Genomic DNA, 18,862 nt, shown 5'->3' on the forward strand with positions numbered 1-18,862 from the left:
TACGCGGACTCGGCGGACACTCGGTGCTGGACGGACAGGTCGCCCTGACGCAGCTGCGCCATATCGACCGGTCGATCCCCCTGACGGGATCAGACCAGCGCGAAGGTTAAGGAATCGTCACCGGGATGTAAGCGCTATATATCTGAAAACGCTTACATTTCCCTGTCAGCGGGCGCGCTGCAGCAGCAGTTCCCGCAATGCCTGCTTGCCGGCGGCGTCCAGCGTGCCCTCGCGCTGCTGGCCCAGCAGGTCGTCGATGCGCTGCTGCAGCACCTGGCGGTCGAGTTGCGCGATGGCGTCGCGCAGCTCCTGTTCCCAAGACGCCTCGTCGCCGGCGAGATCCTGGGTCGCGAGCTTGCGCAACGCCGGCGCTTCCTCGCGTTCCTCGAACTGTGACAGCAGCACGCCCGTGGTGATGTCCGGGCGGACGCTGCCGATGGCGATCAGCTCGGTCAGCAGCTCGATGCCGGGCTGGCGCAGGGCGACGAAGGGATAGGGCGGCGGCAGTTGCGCGGCCAGGCCGGGTTTCTGCAGCAGCAGGGCGATCGCGTGGCGCACCACGCTGCGCTTGGGCGGCGGCGCGCCGCGACCGCCGCGCAGCATGCGGCTGGGCGCGGGCTGTTGTGCAGGCGAGGCGCCGCCGAGGCCGGTGAGCTCGCTGAGCCGCTGGCGCATCAGGTCGGCGAAAGCGCCATCCGGAATCTGCGCCAACATCGGCTTGGCGCGTTCGGCCAGCCGCGCCTTGCCATCCAGCGTCGACAGATTGATGCCGTCGCCCAGGGTATCGAAGAAGAACGTCGACAGCGGCGTCGCCTGCGTCAGCCGCGCCTCGAAACCGGGCGCGCCTTCGGTGCGCACGATGGTGTCGGGATCCTCGCCATCGGGCAGGAACAGGAAGAAGGCCTGGCGGCCATCACGCATGCGTGGCAGCACCGACTCCATCGCGCGCGTCGCGGCGCGGCGGCCGGCGGCATCGCCATCGAAGCAGAAGAACACGTCGGGCGCATTGCGGAACAGCAGCTCGGCGTGGTCCGGCGTCGTCGCCGTGCCCAGGGTCGCGACCGCCTGCGGCACGCCGAACTGGAACAGCGAGACCACGTCCATGTAGCCCTCGACCACGACCAGCCGCTCGATCTTCTGGTTGGCCTGGCGCACCTGCCACAGGCCGTAGAGTTCGCGGCCCTTGTGGAACAGCGGCGTCTCGGGCGAGTTGAGGTACTTGGGCGAATCCTCGGGCTTGAGCACGCGGCCGCCGAACGCGATCACGCGGCCGCGGCGGTCGTGGATCGGGAAGATCACCCGGTCGCGGAACTTGTCGTAGCTGTGGCCGCGGTCGTTCTTCGACAGCAGGCCTGCCTTCTCGAGCACCGCGATGCGGCGCGCATCGTCCTTGCCCAGCGCGTCCTTCAATGCCGAGAAGCCGGCGGGCGCGTAGCCGATCGCGAACTGTTCCCGGATCGACGCGTCGACGCCGCGGCCGTCGAGATAACTGCGCGCGGTGTCGTTGCCGGCGAGTTCGCGGACGAAGAAGCGCGAGGCGGCATCGAGCGCGTCGTACATCGGCGCGCTGTCGGGCCGCGCCTCGCGCTGCTGGGTGTCGCGCGGGATTTCCATGCCCGCGCGCTTGGCCAGCTCGTCGACCGCATCGAGAAATTCGAGGCGGTCGTAATTCATGAGGAAGCTGATCGCGGTGCCGTGTGCGCCGCAGCCGAAGCAGTGATAGAACTGCTTGGTCGGCGACACGGTGAAGCTCGCCGAGCGCTCATCGTGAAACGGACAGCGCGACGAATACTCCTTGCCCTGCCGCTTCAGCGGCACTCGCGCGTTGATCACCTCGACGATGTCGGTGCGCGCCAGCAGGTCGTCGATGAACGCGTCGGGGATGCGGGCCATCAGCGCTCCTCGTGCAGGCAGGCGCGCGCGACCGCAGGGCGGGCGCGGGGCAGGCAGGACGGGGTGGGGGCGACGCGGATCATGCGGACGCTAGGATGCCATGCGCGGCGCGGATCGCCGCATCCGGTACGTCTTTCAGACCGCGGGCGGTGGCCCCTTCGCCAGCGCGGCCGCCTGGCGCTCGGCGCGCTTCTGCAAGGCGCGGTCGACCGAACTGCGCCGCACGCGCTCGTCGATGACCGCGGTGATCAGCGCGCCGACGAAGAAGATCGTGGCCGCGTAGTACATCCAGACCAGCAGGATCACCAGCGTGCCGAACGAGCCGTAGGCGCTGCCGGGCGCGGCGTGGGTCATGTAGATGCCGATGCCCCAGCGCCCGACGACGAACAGCACCGACGTCACCACGCCGCCGAACAGGGCCTGGCGCCAGCGCACCCGGCGGTCGGGCAGATAGTGGTAGAGCACGGCGAACGCAAACGAATACAGCACCAGCATCAGCGTGTTGCCGACCAGCGGCAGGATCGACGGCACGTTCGCGAAGATGAACTCCACCGCCGTCGTCAAAAGCGTCGACACCAGCACCAGGAAGCCGAGCGCGAACACCACGCCGGCCGAGAACACACGCTTGCGCAGGAACACCATCAGGCCGCCCGGCAGGCGGTCGCCGTCGGTGCGGAAGATCAGGTTCAACGTGCCCTGCAGCTGGGCGAATACGACCGTCGCACCGACGAACAGCAGCAGCGTGCTCCACAGGCCGGCGAGCGAGCCGATGTCGGGTTGCTCGGTGGCGTTCTGGATCACGGTGCCGGCGACATCGCGTGCGCCGTCGCCCGCGAGCGCGCCGATCTGCGCGAGCAGCGCTTCCTGCGCGGAGGGATACAGCGACGCGGTGATCCACAGCACCAGCACCAGCATCGGCGCCAGCGAGATCAGCGTGTAGAACGACAGCGACGCGGCCTGGGTCAGCAGGTCGGCATCGACGAAGCGTTTGACCAGTGCCGCCGGCAGGCTTTCTTCGAAGCGGGTGACGCCCTTGTCGACGCGTGTGCGCAGACGACCCCAGCGGGTGTGGCGCACGGGTGCATCGGTATCCGGGGTGTCCTGTGGCGACGTGCGCATGCGTGGCGATTCTTGAAAGCCGACGTGTGGAGCGCGTGCATCCACTGCGGCGTTGCCGTCACCTTATGCACGCGCGCGTAGCAGCGCGTGAAGCATCGGGCGATTTCAGCGCGTCGTGTTCGCGAGCGCGTGCAGCGCATCGCCTTCGACGCGCTGCACGGTCCAACCGTCCTGCGGCTGCGCACCGAGTGCACGATAGAAGCCGATCGCCGGCGCATTCCAGTCGAGCACGGTCCACTCGAAACGTCCGCAGCCGCGCGCGACCGCGAGCGCGGCGAGATGGCGCATCAGCTGCGCACCGATGCCGTGACCGCGATACGCGGGCCGCACGAACAGATCTTCCAGATACAGGCCGCGGCGGCCGAGGAAGGTCGAGAACGTGTGGAAGAACAGCGCGAAGCCGGCGGGCGCACCGTCCACTTCGACGATCACGACTTCGGCCGCGGGCGCGTCCCCGAACAGCGAGGCAGCGAGCGTCGGCTCGTCGGCCACGACGGCGTCGGACAGGCGCTCGTACTCCGCCAGCTCGCGGATCAGCGCGAGCACCAGCGGCACGTCGTCGGGTCGTGCCGGGCGCAGGACGGTGCCGGCGACGGCGGTCATCCGCCCAGCGACTGCTTCACCAGGCGCGAGACCACGCCCATGTCGGCCTTGCCGGCCAGCATCGGCTTGAGCACGCCCATCAGCTTGCCGATGTCGGCCGGGCTGGCGGCGCCGGTTTCGGCCTTGGCACTGGCGATCGCGGCCAGGATTTCGTCTTCGCCGAGCTTCTCCGGCAGGTAGCGCTCGATGACGACGATCTCCTCGCGCTCGACCTGGGCCAGGTCCTCGCGGCTGGCGGCCTCGTACTGGCTCACCGAGTCGCGGCGCTGCTTGACCATCTTCTCGAGCACGGCCAGCACGGCGGCGTCGTCGAGCTCGATGCGCTCGTCGACTTCGCGCTGCTTGATCGCGGCCAGCATCAGGCGGATCACGCCGAGCGCGTGCTTGTCGCCGCCCTTCATCGCGGCCTTCATGTCTTCGGTGAGTTGCTGCTTCAGGGTCATGGCGGGCTCCGGGTGCAACGGGTGCGGGATGCGCCGGAACCGGACGGGTCCGCGGCGGAGACGACAAAAAGCCGGCGGCGCAAGGCGCTGCCGGCTTTTTGCATCATCGAACGGTCGAACCGGGGAGACCCCGGCCCGGGCCGATCAATACAGGCGCTGGCGCTTGGTGACGTCGCGCGACACGCGACGCGACTGGCGCTTCACGGCAGCAGCTGCCTTGCGCTTGCGCTCCTGGGTCGGCTTCTCGTAAAACTCGCGCTTGCGGGTTTCAGCGAGCACACCGGCCTTCTCGCAGGTGCGCTTGAAACGACGCAGCGCAAACTCGAAGGGCTCGTTTTCGCGGACTTTGACGCTTGGCATGGAATCTCCGGGGATCTGATCGTCCGGTCCTGACGGCCGGTTCGAATCGAATTTCGAATGCGATATCACCGGGCTCAGGCCCGGCGAGCCGCGTATCATAGCCGTCCCCCGCCGCGGTGTGCAAGCCGTGGGGCCGCCGCGCCCGGCGCGGCCTTCCGTTCCGCTTCGAAGGCAGTCCCCCGATGAAAGTCCTCGGCATCGAAACCTCCTGCGACGAAACCGGCGTCGCCGTGTACGACACCGCGATCGGCGGTGCCGACGGTCTGCGCGCGCATGCGGTCTACAGCCAGATCGCTCTGCACGCCGAATACGGCGGTGTGGTGCCCGAGCTCGCCAGCCGCGACCACGTGCGCAAGCTGCTGCCGCTGGTGCGGCAGACGCTGGACGAGGCGGGGCTGTCGACCGACGACATCGACGGCGTGGCCTATACCGCCGGTCCGGGCCTGGTGGGCGCGCTGCTGGTCGGCGCCGGCGTCGCGCGCGCGCTGGCCTGGGGCCTCGACGTGCCGGCGATCGGCGTGCACCACATGGAAGGCCATCTGCTGGCGCCGCTGATGGAAGACGATCCGCCGGCCGCGCCCTTCGTCGCGCTGCTGGTGTCGGGCGGACATACGCAGCTGGTCGCGGTCGATGCGATCGGCCGCTACCGCCTGCTCGGCGAGACGCTCGACGACGCAGCGGGCGAGGCCTTCGACAAGACCGCGAAGATGATGGGCCTGCCGTATCCCGGCGGCCCGCAGCTGGCGGCGCTGGCGGAACATGGCACGCCCGGCGTTTTCAGGTTTCCGCGGCCGATGACCACGCGGCCGGGTCTGGATTTCAGTTTCAGTGGGCTCAAGACCCAGGTGCTGCTGGCCTGGCAGGGCTGCGACCAGGCCGACACGACGAAGGCCGACATCGCCCGCGGTTTCGAGGATGCGGTGGTCGACACGCTGGCGATCAAGTGCGCACGCGCGCTGGATGCCACGGGTTTCGACACCTTGATCGTCGCCGGCGGCGTCGGCGCGAACACGCGGTTGCGCGAGAAGCTGCGGAGCGACGCGCAGCGTCGCGGTGGTCGCGTCTGTTTCCCGCGTCCGGCGTTGTGCACGGACAACGGCGCGATGATCGCCTTCGCCGGCGCGCTGCGTCTGGAAGCCGGCCAGCACGGCGATGCCGCGGTGCACGTGGTGCCGCGCTGGGACATGGCGACGTTGCCGCCGCTCGCCGCGGCGTGAGCGGCCACGCGACGCCACCGCATCGCTGCCGCTAAGCTGCGGACTTTCCGCCGCACGCAACCGCCGCCATGGACAAAGTCTTCATCGAAGGCCTCGAGATCGAGGCGCTGATCGGCATCTACGACTGGGAGCGGCGCATCCGCCAGCCGCTGGTGTTCGATGTCGAGATGGCGTTCGACAACCGCGTGCCGGCGGCCAGCGACGACATCCACGACACGTTGAACTACAAAGCCGTCAGCAAGCGGCTGATCGACTACGTGTCGGCGTCGGAATTCGGTCTGGTCGAGACGCTCGCCGAGCGCTGCGCGGCGATTGTGATCGAGGAGTTCAAGGTCGATTGGGTACGATTGAAGCTCAGCAAGCCGGGTGCGGTGCGTGGTGCACGCGCGGTCGGCGTCCATATCGAACGTACGCGCCGGACCTGATGCAACGCGGGCCGGCGTAGCGCCTGCGCGGCGCGCGACCTGGAGATCCCCGCACGATGCAGACACAACTCGAACAGCTCCGCGACGTTCTTGCGCCGTATCCCTGGGCCTATACCGTCACGGTGTTGTGCGTGGTGCTGCTGCTGGCGTGGCTCGCGAACTTCGTCACCAAGCGCATCCTGCTGCGCGGTCTGCGCAAACTGCTGATGAAGACGCCGCTGGGTGGCGCGGAACACGATCACGAAGTACGGCTGCAGGTGATCCCCAGGCTCGCCAATGTGGTGCCGGCGCTGGTGATCGCGTGGGGTATCACCGTGGTGCCCGACCTGCCGCCCAGACTGGTCATGCTGGTCGAGCGCTTCTGTCAGGTGTTCGTGGTGCTGACGATCGCGCTGGCGGTGTCGAAGGCACTCGATGCGATCAATCGCGGTTACGAACGACGCCCGGAAGCGCAGAACAAGCCGATCAAGGGCTACTTCCAGGTCGTCAAGATCATCATGTTCGTGCTGGTCGGCATCTCGGTCGTCGCAACGCTGATCGGTGCGGAATTCCTGCACATCATCACCGGCCTTGGCGCGATGACCGCGGTGCTGATGCTGATCTTCCAGGACACCATCCTGTCGCTGGTCGCCAGCGTGCAGATCAGCAACGACGGCCGCGTGCGCGTCGGCGACTGGATCGAAATGCCCAGCCAGAACGCCGATGGCGATGTCATCGACATCGCGCTGCATACCGTCACGGTGCAGAACTTCGACCGCACCGTCACCACCGTGCCGACCAAGAAGCTGGTCAGCGACGCGTTCAAGAACTGGCGCCAGATGTCGGAAGGCGGCGGCCGCCGGATCAAGCGCGCGCTGCACCTCGACCAGCACAGCGTGCGCTTCCTCGAAGCGTCGGAGATCGCGAAATTCCGCCGCTTCACCGTGCTCGACGCCTACCTCGACCGCAAGGACCAGGAGCTGGCGGCGTGGAACGCGGATCTCGCCGAGCGCGGCGCGGAAGCGGTCAACCACCGCCGGGTCACGAATCTCGGGACCTTCCGCGCGTACATCGAACACTACCTGCGTCACCATCCCGGCATCCATCAGGAGTTCACGCTGCTGGTGCGTCAGCTCCAGCCCACCGAGGCGGGCCTGCCGCTGGAGATCTACGCCTTCACCAACAACACCGCGTGGGCTGTCTACGAAGGCATCCAGTCCGACATCTTCGATCACCTGCTGGCGATCCTGCCGGAGTTCGGTCTGCGCGTGTTCCAGTCCCAGAGCGATGGCGCCGTCGATGTGAATCTGCGTCAGTTGCAGGACGCGGACGAGACACTGGCGACCCCCGGTCCGCGGCCCCGGGCCGAACCGCCGCTGCCTGCGCCCGACGCCGGCTGAGTCACGCGCCACGCCTCGCGCGGACGCGGGGCAATCGGCGATCATGGCGCCCCCACCGGAGCGCGCCATGCCCATCGCCCTGCTCAGCCTCGGCAGCAATGTCGATCCCGAGACCCATCTGCGCGCGGCGATCGCCGCGTTGCGGGCGCGCTTCGACGATGTGGTGGTCTCGGCGGTCTACCGCTTTCCGGCAGTCGGCTACACGGGGCCGGATTTCCTCAATGCCGCGGCGACGGTGCACACCGATCTCTCGCCGGCCGCGTTGAACGACTGGCTGCACGCGCTCGAAGACGCGCACGGCCGCGATCGCAGCGGCCCGCGTTACAGCGACCGCACGCTCGACATCGACATCGTGCTGTTCGACGACGCGGTGCTGAGCGGCGCCGGCAACCTCCGCATTCCGCGCGACGAACTGCGCCATGCCTTCGTGCTGCGACCCGCGGCGGAGATCGCGCCCGACTGGCTCCATCCCGTAGACGGCGCGCCGCTCGCGCGGCTGTGGGATGCGCATGCGGATCGCGACACGGTGTTCGACCGCGTGGACGGACTCGACGTGGACGCGCCCGGCTGATGGACGCGCCTGCGGGCCTGCGCATCCTCGGCACCGGCTGCCACCACCCGGCGCAGCGCGTGGCGTCGACGGTGTTCGATACGCGCCTGGGCCTCGCGCCGGGCAGCAGCGAAGCCGCGACGGGTGTCGCGATGCGCGGCGTCGCGGGCGACGACGACACCGCCTCCTGGATGGCCGCCCGCGCTGCCGAAGCGGCGCTGCAAGCGGCCGGCATCGACGGCAGCGCGCTCGATGCGATCGTCTCGACCTGCGCGGTCATGGAGCAGCCGATTCCCTGTCAGGCCGCGCTGGTGCAACGCGCGCTGGGTCTTGGAAGCTCGGGTATTCCGGCCTTCGACATCAATGCGACCTGCCTGGGCTTCCTGGTCGCGCTGGATCTGATCGCTGCATCGATCGCGGCCGGCCGGTATCGACGCGTGCTGGTCGTCGCCAGCGAAGTACCGTCGCGCGGCCTGCGCGCCGACGATCCGGTGACTGCACCGTTGTTCGGCGATGGCGCGGCAGCGGTCGTGCTGGGCACCGCCGCGCCTGATGAGAACTCGGCGCTGCTGGCCTGGCGCATGGAAACATTCGCCGACGGCGCCGACGCCTGCCGCATCCGCGGCGGCGGCACGCGCATTGCGCCCGGCGATCCGCGCCACGACGATCGCGATGCCTATCGGTTCGAGATGGACGGGCCGGCCACGTTCCGCATGGCGGGTCGTCGTCTGCCGCGCCTGCTCGCGCGGTTGCTCGGGGCCGCGGGCCTGGCCCTCGACGACATCGACTGCGTGGTGCCGCATCAGGCCTCGGGTGGCGGCCTCGACCGCATCGTCCAAGCGCTGCGCCTGCCCGAAGCCCGCACGGTGCGCATCCTCGCCGAACACGGCAACCAGGTCGCGGCCTCGCTGCCGCACGCGCTGCACCACGCGATCGACGGCGGCCGCCTGCAGCGCGGTCAGATCTGCCTGCTGCTGGGCACCGGCGCCGGCCTGTCGGTCGGCGGCGCAGTGCTGCGGTACTGACGTGCGCGTCGAGCTGACCCTGTTCGATGTCGGCCGGTGCCGCCACTGCGAGCGCGTCACGCTGGCGGGTGGGCGCTGGGGCAACGTGACGTTCCCCTCGATGGTCGCGCTGATCGTGCATCCCACCGAAGGCGCGATCCTCTACGACACCGGCTACGCGCCGCATTTCATGGACGCGACCGCAGGATTCCCCGAGCGTCTGTACCGCTGGGCGACGCCGGTCGACCTGCCGCAGGCGCAACGGCTCGAGGTGCAGCTCGCCGCGCACGGCCTGCGACCGTCCGACATCCGCTGGTGCCTGGTCTCGCATTTCCACGCCGACCACATCGCCGGCCTGCGTGATCTGCCGAACGCGCGCTTCGTCTGCATGCGCGAGGATCTGGAGTCGATGCGCGCGATGTCGCGCGTGCGCGGACTGCGCAACGGCTGGCTGCCCGCCTTGCTGCCGACCGGTTTCGATGCGCGCGTGCGCTACGCAGGCGATGGCGTCGCACGCGCGCTGCCGGCGCCCTGGGAGACGCTCGGCGAGGGCGTCGACCTGTTCGGCGACGGCAGCCTGTTCGCGGTGCCGATGCCGGGCCACGCGCCGCGGCAGATGGGCCTGTGCCTGCGCGATGCGCAGGATCGCGCGGTGCTGCTGTGCGCGGATGCCTGCTGGTCGCATCTGACCTTCCGCGAGCGGCGTCTGCCGACCTGGCCGGCGCGGCTGGTGACCCACGACTGGGCGGCCTATGTGCGCACCGTCGAACGGCTGCACACGCTCGCGCACGCCGCGCCGGACGTCGCGATCCTGCCGTCGCATTGCCAGGCCAGTCTCGACACATATCGCGCGGCGACACCCGGAGGTCCCGCATGCGCATTCTCGTGACCGGTGCGTCCGGCTTCGTCGGCGGCGCGTTCCTGCGCCGTCATGCGGAGCGCGCCGATCTGCAGCTCGTCGGCACCGGGCGTCGCGCAACCGACCTGCCGGACTACATCCGCTGCGATCTCAGCCAGCCCTTCGATCTGCCGGTGCGGCCCGACGTCGTCATCCATGCCGCCGCACGCTCGTCGCCATGGGGCACGCATGCCGAGTACATCGCGCAGAACGTCGACGCGACGCGGCACGTCATCGACTTCTGCCGTCGCAACGGCCATCCGCGCCTGGTCTATCTGTCGTCGAGTTCGGTGTTCTATCGCGAGGCGCACCAGCTTGACCTGCGCGAGGACAGCCCGATCGGCCCGACGTTCGTCAACACCTACGCGCAGACCAAGTACGCAGGCGAAGGACTGGTGCGCGACTATCCCGGCGAACACGTGATCGTGCGGCCGCGCGCGGTGTTCGGCGTCGGCGACACGGTGCTGTTTCCGCGCATCCTCGAAGCCGCGCGTCGCGGTGCCTTGCCGCTGTTCACCGGTCATGACCGGCCGGTCGTCGGCGATCTGATCCAGATCGACACGCTGTCGGACTACCTGCTGCGCGTCGCGACGATGGCGAATCCTGCGGACAGCTACAACCTGACCAACGCGCAGCCGGTCGACATCCAGGCCCTGCTGCTCGACGTGCTGGCGCGTCTGGAGCTGCCCGCGCCGACGCGCCGCGTACGCATCGGCGCTGCCTTGCGCATGGCGACTGTCGCCGAGTGGCTGTGGCGCGGTCTGCGACTGCGCGGCGAGCCGCCGCTGACACGCTTCGGCGTCGGCGTGTTCGCGTATTCGAAGACCTTCGATCCGGCGCGCATGCTCGCCGACCTCGGCCCGCCGAGCGTGTCGATCGACACCGGTATCGAAGACTTCATCGCCTGGCAGCGGGCGCAGTGGGCAGCGTGAGCCTCGCCGCGGCACTCGCTTGCGCGTACGGCGCAGTGTTGGCCTTGCGCGCGCTCTGCGCATCGCGGGAGATCCGCCGGCAGGCAGCGTTGCCGCGCGCGGATGCCGCATTCGCGATGCACGAGGTTGCGGTGTTGCAACCGATCCTCGGTGGCGATCCGCGGCTCGCCGACGTGCTGGGTGCGACGGTCGACGCGCTGCGCGAAGCGCGCTTCCACTGGCTCGTGGATGACGGCGACACGCATGCGCAGTCGGTGGTCGCAGCGCTGCAGATGCGGCATCCGCACGTCGCCATCGTCGTGCACGTGAATCCGCCGGCGCCCGATGGCATGAATCCCAAGAGCTTCAAGCTCGACCGCGCACTCGCAGCGATCGAAGCGCCGGTATGCCTGGTGCTCGACGACGACGCCACCTTGTCGGCCGACGCACTCGCGCGTCTGGTCGCGGCACTCGGCGCCGCCGACATCGCGACGGCGCTGCCCGGCTACGTCGACGATGGCGAACGCCTGCCGGGTCGACTGCTGGCGCAGTTCGTCAACGACAACGCGGCGCTGACCTATCTCGCCCCGCTGACCTGGGCACCGCCGGTCTCGATCAATGGCATGTGCTACGCGCTGCGCACGGAGCGCCTGCGCGCGCTGGGCGGATTCGCGCCGCTGCTGCACGCGCTGGCCGACGATCTGGCGATGGCCGATCAGGTGCGCGCGCACGGCGGCCGCATCGCCCAGACCATCGCGCCGGTGCGCGTGCGCACGAGCATCGACGGCCCGGCGCACTACCTGCGCCAGATGCATCGCTGGATGCTGTTCGCGACCCTGCTGCTGCGACGCCAGCCGCTGCGCATGCGCGTCCTGATCACGCTGCTGCACGGTCTGCCGCCGCTGCTGCTGTGGGCGACGGGCATCGCGCTGGCGCTGCAGCCCACGATGACGGGCGCGGTCTGCGCGATCGGCATGCTCACACTGCGTGCGGCGGTGCCCGTCTGGCTGCAGCGCAAGCTCGGCGTGTCCGCGCCACAACGCCCGCTGCTGTCGCTGCTGAGCGAGCTGTTGCAGCCGCTGCACCTGCTGCACGCGGTCTGCGTGCGCACAGTGCGCTGGCGCAGCCGGCGCTATCGCGTGCATGCCGATGGCGGTTTCCATGTCGCCTGACGCCGCCACGCCGGTTCGCATCGCGTTCCTGACCGGGCGCAGCGATCCGGCGCGCTGTGGCCTGAGTCCACAGCAGCAGGGCTTTCTCGACGCCCTGCGTGCGCCGGGCCGCGCAACCGTCGATCACAATTTTCCGTACGCCGCGCCCCGGTCCGGCCACGTCGCCGTGCCGTTGCCGCTGGCGGCGTGGCGCAACTTCGGCGACTACCTCGCTGCGCGACGTCCGGCGTTCGCGGGGCGCTATCGCGCACAGGTGGCGGCCGCATTCGAAGGCGACGGTGCGATCGTGTTGCTGGCCGGCAGCTGCGGACTCGAACTGCTGGCGAATCTGCACCTGGACACCTCGCTGCGCGCGCGCCTGCACGTCTTCGCCTATGGTCCGGTCGCACGACAGGCACCGGACGTCGCCCGCCTGCTGTGCGTGCAGGGCCGCAGCGACTGGATTTCGCGCGCCGGTTGGCGCGGGCCGGTGCACCGCGTCGACGGCGGTCATATGGACTACCTGCGCCAGCCCGAGATGCGGCGGCTGTGCGAGGACTTCATCGCGGCGACGCCATGCGCATCGACCTGATCGCGCCGCCCTACAGCGGGCATCTGCATCCCGTGCTGGCGATGGCCTGCACGCTCGCCGCGTTCCATGACGTGCGGGTGCTGTCGACGCCGTCGGCGATGGCGCAGATCGCACGTGCGGGTCTGGTCGGTGTGCCGCTGCTCAATGCCGACGCCGAACACACGCTCGATGCGATTTCCGACCCGCGCCATGCCGTGCGCAATCATCCGCTGCGCATGCACCGGCAACTGCGCGCCGCGCTCGACGTCATGGCGCGCTTCGCGCAGGCGCTGCGCGAGACGTATGCGGATGCGGCGACGCGACCCGATCTGGTCATTGCCGATTTCACCGTACCGGCGGCTGGCGCGGTTGCGCAGTCGCTCGGCATCCGCTGGTGGACCAGCCTGCCGTCGCCGTGCGTGCTCGAAGCGCCCGACGGACCGCCGGCCTACATGGGCGGCCTGTTGCCTGCCACGCATGCTGGCCAGCGCATCCAGCACGCGCTGGCGCGGCTCGCCGTGCGCGGCTTCAAGCGCGGCGTGCACCGCGCGTATCGCCGTCGGATGACCGCGCTCGGCCTGCCGCGGCTCTACCGCGACGACGGCAGCGAGGCGGTCTATTCGTCCGAGCGCATCCTCGCGCTTGGCATCGAGGCGCTGGAGTTTCCGCGCACCTGGCCGGCGGCGCTGCGTTTCGTCGGCCCACAGTTACCGGCGCCCGGCACGGAGACGCCCTGGCTGGCGCCGCGTCCGGCACCGCGCTTCGTCGAAGGCCGCCGTCATGTGCTGGTGACGCTGGGCACGCATCTGCGCTGGGCGAAGGACGGCTTCGACGTGCGTCTGCGCGCGCTGGCCGCGGCGATGCCCGACGTGGAATTCCACTTCACCGACGGCGATGCCGCTGCGGATCACCACGCGCACGCCGGTAACCATCAGCGTCTGGCCTACATCGACTACGCGCGCTGGATCGGCCGCTACGATCTCGTCGTGCATCACGGTGGCGCCGGCATCCTGTACCAGTGCCTGGCGGCGGGGCGACCGGCGATCGTCTGCCCGCAGGACTACGACCAGTTCGACCACGCCGCGCGCCTGCAGCACGCCCATGCGGCGTTGTGGCTGCGCGATCCGGCCGGCCTGGAGGCCGCCGTGCGCCGTGCGTTCGCCGAGCCGGCGCTGTTCGCGGGCCTCCCCGCGCTGGAGGCGGCGGTGCGCGCGGCGGCCGCGGGGCCGCGCCTGGTCACAGAGGTCGCCGACGACACGTCGTGGTAGTGCCCGAGCGCAGAAGGTGACCTCTGTCACTGGGCATCGCGCCCGTCGGGCGGGACCATCCAGTCGACGCCCGCATGCCGGCGTCGCGTACATACAGGGGAGACCGAACATGTTCGACAAGCTGTCGCGGAGCTGGGATCTGGTGAAGGCGAGCGCGGCCGTGCTGCGTTCGGACAAGGAGCTGATGCTGTTCCCGATGCTGTCGGGGCTGGCCACGCTGGCGGTGCTGGCGACCTTCGTGCTGCCGCTGTTCGCGCTGCGCGTCTTCGAGCACGGCATCGGCGTCGCCGGCCTGCTGCTCGCGTTCGTTTTCTACTTCTGCCAGTACACGGTGATCGTGTTCTTCAACTGCGCGCTGGTCGGCGCGGCGATGATCCGCCTCGACGGTGGCGATCCGACGCTGTCCGATGGTCTGTCCGCGGCGAAGCGCCGGCTGCCGGCGATTCTGGGCTACGCGGCGATCGCCGCAACCGTGGGCGTGCTGCTGCAGTCGCTCAAGCACAAGGAAGACAATGTCCTCGTGCGGCTGCTCGGCAGCGGTCTCGGTGTGGCCTGGACGCTGGCGACGTTTCTGGTCGTGCCGGTGCTGGTCAGCCGCGACATCGGCCCGATCGACGCGCTCAAGCAGAGCGTGACCCTGCTCAAGCGCACCTGGGGCGAGAACGCGATCGGCAACGTCGGCATCGGCGCGGCCTTCGGTCTGCTGACCACGCTGGTGGCGATGATCGGCGTCGGCGTGACGGTCATCGCGCTGCAGAGCTCGGTCGTGCTGGGCATCGCCATCGGCGTGGTCTGCGCACTGGGCGTACTGCTGCTGGGCGTCTACCAGGCGGCGCTGACCGGCATCTACTCGGCGGCGCTGTACCGCTACGCGGTGTCGCACGAAGTGCCGGACGGATTCTCCGGCGCGCAGCTGGCGCATGCGTTCGAGCCGAAGCGCTGAGTGCAGCCGTGTGGGAGCGCCTTCGGGCGCGATCGGGGTTTTCTGGAACGCCCCGTTGCGCACGAGGGCGCCTCTACGGTCGTTTCAGAGCGAACGCCCGCCGTCGAGCCGCAACACTTCGCCGGTGCTGAATCCGCCGCGCAGCAACCAGGCCACGGCGTCGGCGATTTCGTCCGCATGGCCCAGCCTCGCCAGCGGCGTCGCCTCGAGGATGCGGGCCTGCTGCGCGGTATCCGCGCCGTCTTCCGGCCACAGGATCGCGCCGGGTGACACCGCATTGACCCGCACCTCCGGCGCCAGCGCGACCGCGAGGCCGCGGGTCAGACCGAGCAGCGCAGCCTTCGACGCCGCATAGGCGACGAGATCGGCGCGCGGGCGTTCCGCATACAGATCGCCGATGTTGACGATCGCGCCGCGTGACGCGCGCAGATGCGGCGCTGCGGCCTGCGCCAGCAGGAACGGCGCGCGCGCATTCGTCGCCATCAGCGCGTCGAAGGCGTCGGCGCCGGTCGCCTCGAACGCCGTCGGCGCGAACGCCGCGGCGTTGTTGACCAGCGCATCGAGACGCCCGAAATGCGCGACGGTGTCCTCGACCAGCCCCGGCAGCACGGCCGCGTCGGCCAGATCGCCCTGCAGCACGTGCACGCGGCCCGGCCGCTGCGCCTCCAGCTCGGCAGCCAGCGCATCGGCATCGTCGCGCGAGCGGTTGCAGTGCAGGGCGACCGCATGGCCACCTGCATGCAGGCGACGCACGATCGCCGCCCCGATGCGACGGGCAGCGCCGGTGACGAGAACGACGGGGGCGGATGCGGGCATGCGGGGACGTGCTGTGGCGATGGGTGGTCACCTTACGCCACCGGTCGGTCGCAGTCCCGTCGGCCGGAGGCGGTCATCGCCCTCTCCCGCCGGGAGAGGGGGTCGGTGAGGGGAGACGCCTCGCGACCGACCGGCATCGTGCACTGACGACTGTTGCGTGCCGAAAGCGCGTGCGTGACGGCAGGCCGTCAGGTGGCCTCGCGTATCCTGATCCGCGACTGTTCCGGAACCCCTGCATGTCCAGCCAGCCCCACGCCCCGAGCGACGACGCACTCGCCCACAGCGAGCGTCTGCGCGCCCTGATCCACGCCCAGATCGACGAAGCCGGGGGCGCGATTCCGTTCTGGAAATTCATGGAGCTGGCGCTGTACGCGCCGGGTCTGGGCTATTACAGCGCCGGCGCGGCGAAGTTCGGCGCTGCCGGCGATTTCGTCACCGCCCCCGAGCTGGGTCCGCTGTTCGCCGAATGCATCGCCGAGGCGTTCGCGCCGGTGCTGCGAGAGATCGGCGCGGACGCACAGTTCTTCGAGATCGGCGGCGGCAGCGGTGCGTTCGCGGGTGATGCGCTGGCGCATCTGGCGGCGCTCGATGCGACGCCCGCGCGCTACGCGATCCTCGAACCCAGCGCGGATCTGCGCGAGCGCCAGCGTGCGCATCTGCAGCAGCGGCTGTCGGCCGATCTGTTCGCGCGCGTGGACTGGGTCGACGGCCCGATGCCCGGCGACTGGCAGGGCGTGCTGTTCGCCAACGAGGTCGTCGATGCGCTGCCGACGCCGCGCTTCGTCATCGGCGAAGGCGAGGTGTTCGAGGAGTACGTGACCCGCGACGGCGACGGCTTCGGCCGCACCGTGCATCCGGCCGATGCGCTGCTCGGTTCGGCGGTGCGCCACGTCGAGCGCCAGCGCGGCGGGCCGCTGCCCGATGGCTACCGTTCCGAACTGCTGCCGCAGCTGCCGTACTGGGTGCAGGCCGTGGCCGGCGGGCTGACCCGCGGCGCGATGCTGTTCGTCGACTACGGCTATGCGCGGCGCGAGTTCTACCGCGACGATCGCGACGCCGGCACGCTGCGCGCCTTCCATCGTCACCAGGTCACCGGCGACGTGTTCGCGTTGCCGGGCCTGCAGGATCTGACCGCGTCGGTCGATTTCACCGCGCTGGCCGAAGCCGGCACGCATGCCGGGTTCGAGTTCGCCGGATACTGCAACCAGACCTCGTTGCTGCTCGGCAACCGCCTCGAACAGCGACTGGCCGCGCACGAGGCCCTGGCGACGGACGAGGCCGGCCGGTACACGCTGCGCCAGCAGGCCAAGCGGCTCACGCTGCCGGGCGAGATGGGCGAGGCCTTCCAGGCGATCGGATTCGCGAAGGACGTCGAGTTCGACCACGCCTTCCTGATCGGCGACATGAGCCACCGTCTGTGAGCCAGCTGTCGTGAACCGGCGTCCGCGCTTCGGTCGTTCGTTCAAGCCGCTGCGGCGCCCGCTGCTGTGGGGCGGGCTGTGGATCGCCGCGATCGCAGGAGTCGTCGTGCTGTCGCTGGCGCCGTCGGTGCCGATGCCGGATGTGCCTGATGGCGACAAGCTCGGCCATTTCCTCGCCTATTTCGCGCTGTCTGCCGCTGCGGTGCAGCTCTACGCACGCTGGCCAGCGCTGCTCGGCGCCGGCGTTGGTCTTGTGCTGCTCGGCATCGGGCTGGAATACGCGCAGGGCGCATTGACCCAGACGCGCATGCAGGATCCCGCCGATGCACTGGCGAACACGCTGGGCGTGATCGTCGGCCTGTCGACGCGACTCACCCCGTTCCGCGACGTGCTGCTGCAGTTCGACACGCGCGGGCTCGACGGGATCGGACGCTGAGCGCGGCATCGATTCCCCGATAATCCCTTATCCCCGACCTGGTCCATCGCATGTCCGCTGTCCTGCCTGCCAACGCGTCCGCCGCGCCCGCCGACGATGCCGCCCGTGCCGATGCGCGGCTGGCCTGGGCCCGCGAGGCCAGCGGCGATGCCGCGCTGACACTCGAACGCGCGTCGATGGATGCCGGCTTCCGCAGCTACTGGCGCGGCGAGGCGAACGGGCTGTCGCGCATCGTCATGGATTCGCCGCCGGATCTGGAGGACGTGCGTCCGTGGCTGCGCATCCGCGATCTGCTGGAACTGCACCGCGTGCGCGTGCCGCACGTGCGGGCGCGCGATGTCGCATCCGGTTTCCTGCTGCTCGAGGATCTCGGCGGTGAGACCTGCCTGCAGGCCCTGGACTCGCTTGATGCCGACGCGTTGATGGATGCGGCGTTCGAACAGCTGTTGCGGCTGCAGGCGATCGCGCCGCCGGATGATCTGCCGGCCTTCGATGCGGCGATGCTGCGGCGCGAACTCGCGCTGTTCGACGACTGGTTCCTCGGCCGGCATCTCGGCGTGACCCTGTCGGACGCGGAGCGCGCCGATTGGGAATCCGTGCAGGCGCATCTGGTCGAGGCCATGCTCGCGCAGCCCCAGGTGCTGGTGCATCGCGACTTCATGCTGCGCAATCTGATGCCGGTCGAAGGCGGCGTCGCGGTGCTGGATTTCCAGGACGCGGTGACCGGGCCGATCGCCTACGACGTGGCCTGCCTGCTGCGCGACGCGTTCTACAGCTGGCCCGCCGCGCAGGCGGATGCCTGGCTGGCGCAGTACCACGCGCGTGCGCAGGCGAGCGGTCTGCCGCTGCCTGCGCTCGCGCAGTTCGCCCACGACGCCGCGCTGACCGGTGTGCAGCGGCACCTCAAGGTCATGGGCATCTTCGCGCGCCTGCATCATCGCGACGGCAAGCCGAAGTACCTTGCCGACGCACCGCGTTTCCTCGCCTATCTCGACGCGGCGGTGCCGCTCGATCCCGCGCTCGCGCCGCTGGGCGCGTTGCTCGATCGCCACGTGCGCCCGCGACTCGCCGCCGACTGACCCCAAGGACGCATCGCCATGCAGACCGTGATCCCGCAGCTGCGCATGACCGACGCCGAGCGCAGTCTGGCCTTCTACGCCGCACTCGGGTTCACCGTCGACTGGGAGCACCGCTTCGACACCGGCATGCCGCTGTTCGCGCAGCTCACGCGCGACGGGCAGACGCTCTTTCTCAGCGGGCATGCCGGCGACTGTGCGATCGGCGGCGCGGTGTATTTCAAGGTGCGCGATGTCGACGCCTGCGCGCGTGCGTTCGCCGCCGCCGGCGTGCCGATCGTGACCGCGCCCTGGGACACGGACTGGGGCACGCGTGAGATGGTGCTCGTCGATCCTGACCACAATCGCCTGCGGTTCGCGCAGCATCCCGACTGATCG

21 protein-coding genes are annotated in these 18,862 nt (G+C 69.8%); 15 read left to right on the forward strand and 6 right to left on the reverse strand.

What is annotated here, in order from left to right; genetic code table 11:
- Positions 1-165: 165 nt before the first annotated feature.
- The 5 genes from dnaG to rpsU all read right to left on the reverse strand — a co-directional run bounded on the left by dnaG (position 166) and on the right by rpsU (position 4,418).
- Positions 166-1,893 (reverse strand): DNA primase, encoded by a 1,728-nt coding sequence (gene dnaG, locus V3391_RS13890; RefSeq protein WP_332079037.1) that lies wholly within the window; start codon positions 1,891-1,893, stop codon positions 166-168.
- A 135-nt stretch (positions 1,894-2,028) separates the two neighbouring features.
- Positions 2,029-3,012, reverse strand: a complete 984-nt coding sequence (locus V3391_RS13895; RefSeq protein ID WP_332079038.1) for a YihY/virulence factor BrkB family protein — start codon at positions 3,010-3,012, stop codon at positions 2,029-2,031.
- 105 nt (positions 3,013-3,117) lie between these two features.
- Complete coding sequence (locus V3391_RS13900; RefSeq protein ID WP_332079039.1) at positions 3,118-3,615, reverse strand: GNAT family N-acetyltransferase; 498 nt, start codon at positions 3,613-3,615, stop codon at positions 3,118-3,120.
- The gene (locus V3391_RS13905) at positions 3,612-4,058 is read right to left on the reverse strand and encodes a GatB/YqeY domain-containing protein (RefSeq protein WP_332079040.1); all 447 of its coding nucleotides are present in this window, start codon (positions 4,056-4,058) and stop codon (positions 3,612-3,614) included. The genes V3391_RS13900 and V3391_RS13905 overlap by 4 nt, the downstream gene beginning before the upstream one ends.
- Positions 4,059-4,202: 144 nt before the next feature.
- Positions 4,203-4,418 (reverse strand): 30S ribosomal protein S21, encoded by a 216-nt coding sequence (rpsU, locus tag V3391_RS13910; protein ID WP_101926061.1) that lies wholly within the window; start codon positions 4,416-4,418, stop codon positions 4,203-4,205.
- Positions 4,419-4,600: 182 nt separating this feature from the next.
- Here rpsU and tsaD point away from each other — a divergent pair, with 182 nt between their 5' ends.
- From tsaD to V3391_RS13965, 11 genes are all read left to right on the forward strand, one after another.
- A complete protein-coding gene (tsaD, locus tag V3391_RS13915; protein ID WP_332079041.1) occupies positions 4,601-5,635 on the forward strand; it encodes a tRNA (adenosine(37)-N6)-threonylcarbamoyltransferase complex transferase subunit TsaD in 1,035 nt (344 codons plus the stop codon).
- Between the two features lie 68 nt (positions 5,636-5,703).
- The gene (gene folB / locus V3391_RS13920) at positions 5,704-6,060 is read left to right on the forward strand and encodes a dihydroneopterin aldolase (protein ID WP_332079042.1); all 357 of its coding nucleotides are present in this window, start codon (positions 5,704-5,706) and stop codon (positions 6,058-6,060) included.
- A gap of 56 nt (positions 6,061-6,116) precedes the next feature.
- Positions 6,117-7,439, forward strand: a complete 1,323-nt coding sequence (locus V3391_RS13925) for a mechanosensitive ion channel family protein (protein ID WP_332079043.1) — start codon at positions 6,117-6,119, stop codon at positions 7,437-7,439.
- A gap of 67 nt (positions 7,440-7,506) precedes the next feature.
- Entirely contained in the window at positions 7,507-8,010 is a 504-nt protein-coding gene (gene folK / locus V3391_RS13930; RefSeq protein ID WP_332079044.1) for a 2-amino-4-hydroxy-6-hydroxymethyldihydropteridine diphosphokinase, read from the forward strand.
- Positions 8,010-9,014, forward strand: coding sequence for a 3-oxoacyl-[acyl-carrier-protein] synthase III C-terminal domain-containing protein (locus V3391_RS13935; RefSeq protein WP_332079045.1), 1,005 nt, complete (start codon positions 8,010-8,012; stop codon positions 9,012-9,014). Before folK ends, V3391_RS13935 begins: the two co-directional genes overlap by 1 nt.
- Before the next feature lies 1 nt (position 9,015).
- On the forward strand, positions 9,016-9,882 hold the full coding sequence (locus V3391_RS13940; RefSeq protein WP_332079046.1) for an MBL fold metallo-hydrolase: 867 nt from the start codon (positions 9,016-9,018) through the stop codon (positions 9,880-9,882).
- Positions 9,867-10,823 carry an NAD-dependent epimerase/dehydratase family protein gene (locus V3391_RS13945; RefSeq protein WP_332079047.1) on the forward strand — a complete coding sequence of 319 codons (957 nt, stop codon included), beginning with the start codon at positions 9,867-9,869 and terminating at the stop codon, positions 10,821-10,823. The genes V3391_RS13940 and V3391_RS13945 overlap by 16 nt, the downstream gene beginning before the upstream one ends.
- Before the next feature lie 116 nt (positions 10,824-10,939).
- Positions 10,940-11,974, forward strand: coding sequence for a glycosyltransferase family 2 protein (locus V3391_RS13950; protein ID WP_332079048.1), 1,035 nt, complete (start codon positions 10,940-10,942; stop codon positions 11,972-11,974).
- Positions 11,964-12,545 (forward strand): hypothetical protein, encoded by a 582-nt coding sequence (locus tag V3391_RS13955; RefSeq protein WP_332079049.1) that lies wholly within the window; start codon positions 11,964-11,966, stop codon positions 12,543-12,545. Before V3391_RS13950 ends, V3391_RS13955 begins: the two co-directional genes overlap by 11 nt.
- Positions 12,530-13,792: a glycosyltransferase gene (locus V3391_RS13960; protein WP_332079050.1), complete on the forward strand. Its 1,263-nt coding sequence runs from the start codon at positions 12,530-12,532 to the stop codon at positions 13,790-13,792. Before V3391_RS13955 ends, V3391_RS13960 begins: the two co-directional genes overlap by 16 nt.
- A 109-nt stretch (positions 13,793-13,901) precedes the next feature.
- The gene (locus tag V3391_RS13965; RefSeq protein WP_332079051.1) at positions 13,902-14,735 is read left to right on the forward strand and encodes a DUF6159 family protein; all 834 of its coding nucleotides are present in this window, start codon (positions 13,902-13,904) and stop codon (positions 14,733-14,735) included.
- Between the two features lie 84 nt (positions 14,736-14,819).
- Here the strand turns inward: V3391_RS13965 and V3391_RS13970 are convergent, their stop codons facing one another.
- Positions 14,820-15,551: a pteridine reductase gene (locus V3391_RS13970; RefSeq protein WP_332079052.1), complete on the reverse strand. Its 732-nt coding sequence runs from the start codon at positions 15,549-15,551 to the stop codon at positions 14,820-14,822.
- 236 nt (positions 15,552-15,787) lie between these two features.
- Between V3391_RS13970 and V3391_RS13975 the strand changes: the two genes are divergently transcribed.
- Genes V3391_RS13975 through V3391_RS13990 form a run of 4 tightly spaced genes read left to right on the forward strand, consistent with a single transcriptional unit; the run spans position 15,788 to position 18,859 of the window.
- Positions 15,788-16,972 (forward strand): class I SAM-dependent methyltransferase, encoded by a 1,185-nt coding sequence (locus V3391_RS13975; RefSeq protein ID WP_332079053.1) that lies wholly within the window; start codon positions 15,788-15,790, stop codon positions 16,970-16,972.
- Between the two features lie 10 nt (positions 16,973-16,982).
- The gene (locus V3391_RS13980) at positions 16,983-17,408 is read left to right on the forward strand and encodes a VanZ family protein (protein WP_332079054.1); all 426 of its coding nucleotides are present in this window, start codon (positions 16,983-16,985) and stop codon (positions 17,406-17,408) included.
- 50 nt (positions 17,409-17,458) lie between these two features.
- Positions 17,459-18,487 (forward strand): aminoglycoside phosphotransferase family protein, encoded by a 1,029-nt coding sequence (locus V3391_RS13985; protein ID WP_332079055.1) that lies wholly within the window; start codon positions 17,459-17,461, stop codon positions 18,485-18,487.
- An 18-nt stretch (positions 18,488-18,505) separates the two neighbouring features.
- Positions 18,506-18,859 carry a bleomycin resistance protein gene (locus V3391_RS13990; RefSeq protein ID WP_332079056.1) on the forward strand — a complete coding sequence of 118 codons (354 nt, stop codon included), beginning with the start codon at positions 18,506-18,508 and terminating at the stop codon, positions 18,857-18,859.
- The last annotated feature ends 3 nt before the right edge of the window (positions 18,860-18,862 follow it).

Origin of the sequence: Luteimonas flava (assembly GCF_036584485.1) — a bacterium.
In the GTDB taxonomy this organism is placed as follows: Bacteria; Pseudomonadota; Gammaproteobacteria; order Xanthomonadales; family Xanthomonadaceae; genus Luteimonas; species Luteimonas flava.

Bases quoted from the DNA above. Each gene is read 5' to 3' on its own strand.
- folB (WP_332079042.1), top strand. From the start codon at position 5,704: ATGGACAAAGTCTTCATCGAAGGCCTCGAGATCGAGGCGCTGATCGGC.
- V3391_RS13965 (WP_332079051.1), top strand. From the start codon at position 13,902: ATGTTCGACAAGCTGTCGCGGAGCTGGGATCTGGTGAAGGCGAGCGCG.
- V3391_RS13990 (WP_332079056.1), top strand. From the start codon at position 18,506: ATGCAGACCGTGATCCCGCAGCTGCGCATGACCGACGCCGAGCGCAGT.
- dnaG (WP_332079037.1), bottom strand. From the start codon at position 1,893: ATGGCCCGCATCCCCGACGCGTTCATCGACGACCTGCTGGCGCGCACC.
- V3391_RS13925 (WP_332079043.1), top strand. From the start codon at position 6,117: ATGCAGACACAACTCGAACAGCTCCGCGACGTTCTTGCGCCGTATCCC.
- V3391_RS13900 (WP_332079039.1), bottom strand. From the start codon at position 3,615: ATGACCGCCGTCGCCGGCACCGTCCTGCGCCCGGCACGACCCGACGAC.
- V3391_RS13960 (WP_332079050.1), top strand. From the start codon at position 12,530: ATGCGCATCGACCTGATCGCGCCGCCCTACAGCGGGCATCTGCATCCC.
- V3391_RS13985 (WP_332079055.1), top strand. From the start codon at position 17,459: ATGTCCGCTGTCCTGCCTGCCAACGCGTCCGCCGCGCCCGCCGACGAT.
- V3391_RS13905 (WP_332079040.1), bottom strand. From the start codon at position 4,058: ATGACCCTGAAGCAGCAACTCACCGAAGACATGAAGGCCGCGATGAAG.
- V3391_RS13970 (WP_332079052.1), bottom strand. From the start codon at position 15,551: ATGCCCGCATCCGCCCCCGTCGTTCTCGTCACCGGCGCTGCCCGTCGC.
- tsaD (WP_332079041.1), top strand. From the start codon at position 4,601: ATGAAAGTCCTCGGCATCGAAACCTCCTGCGACGAAACCGGCGTCGCC.
- V3391_RS13950 (WP_332079048.1), top strand. From the start codon at position 10,940: ATGCACGAGGTTGCGGTGTTGCAACCGATCCTCGGTGGCGATCCGCGG.
- V3391_RS13935 (WP_332079045.1), top strand. From the start codon at position 8,010: ATGGACGCGCCTGCGGGCCTGCGCATCCTCGGCACCGGCTGCCACCAC.
- V3391_RS13955 (WP_332079049.1), top strand. From the start codon at position 11,964: ATGTCGCCTGACGCCGCCACGCCGGTTCGCATCGCGTTCCTGACCGGG.
- rpsU (WP_101926061.1), bottom strand. From the start codon at position 4,418: ATGCCAAGCGTCAAAGTCCGCGAAAACGAGCCCTTCGAGTTTGCGCTG.
- V3391_RS13945 (WP_332079047.1), top strand. From the start codon at position 9,867: ATGCGCATTCTCGTGACCGGTGCGTCCGGCTTCGTCGGCGGCGCGTTC.
- folK (WP_332079044.1), top strand. From the start codon at position 7,507: ATGCCCATCGCCCTGCTCAGCCTCGGCAGCAATGTCGATCCCGAGACC.
- V3391_RS13895 (WP_332079038.1), bottom strand. From the start codon at position 3,012: ATGCGCACGTCGCCACAGGACACCCCGGATACCGATGCACCCGTGCGC.
- V3391_RS13975 (WP_332079053.1), top strand. From the start codon at position 15,788: ATGTCCAGCCAGCCCCACGCCCCGAGCGACGACGCACTCGCCCACAGC.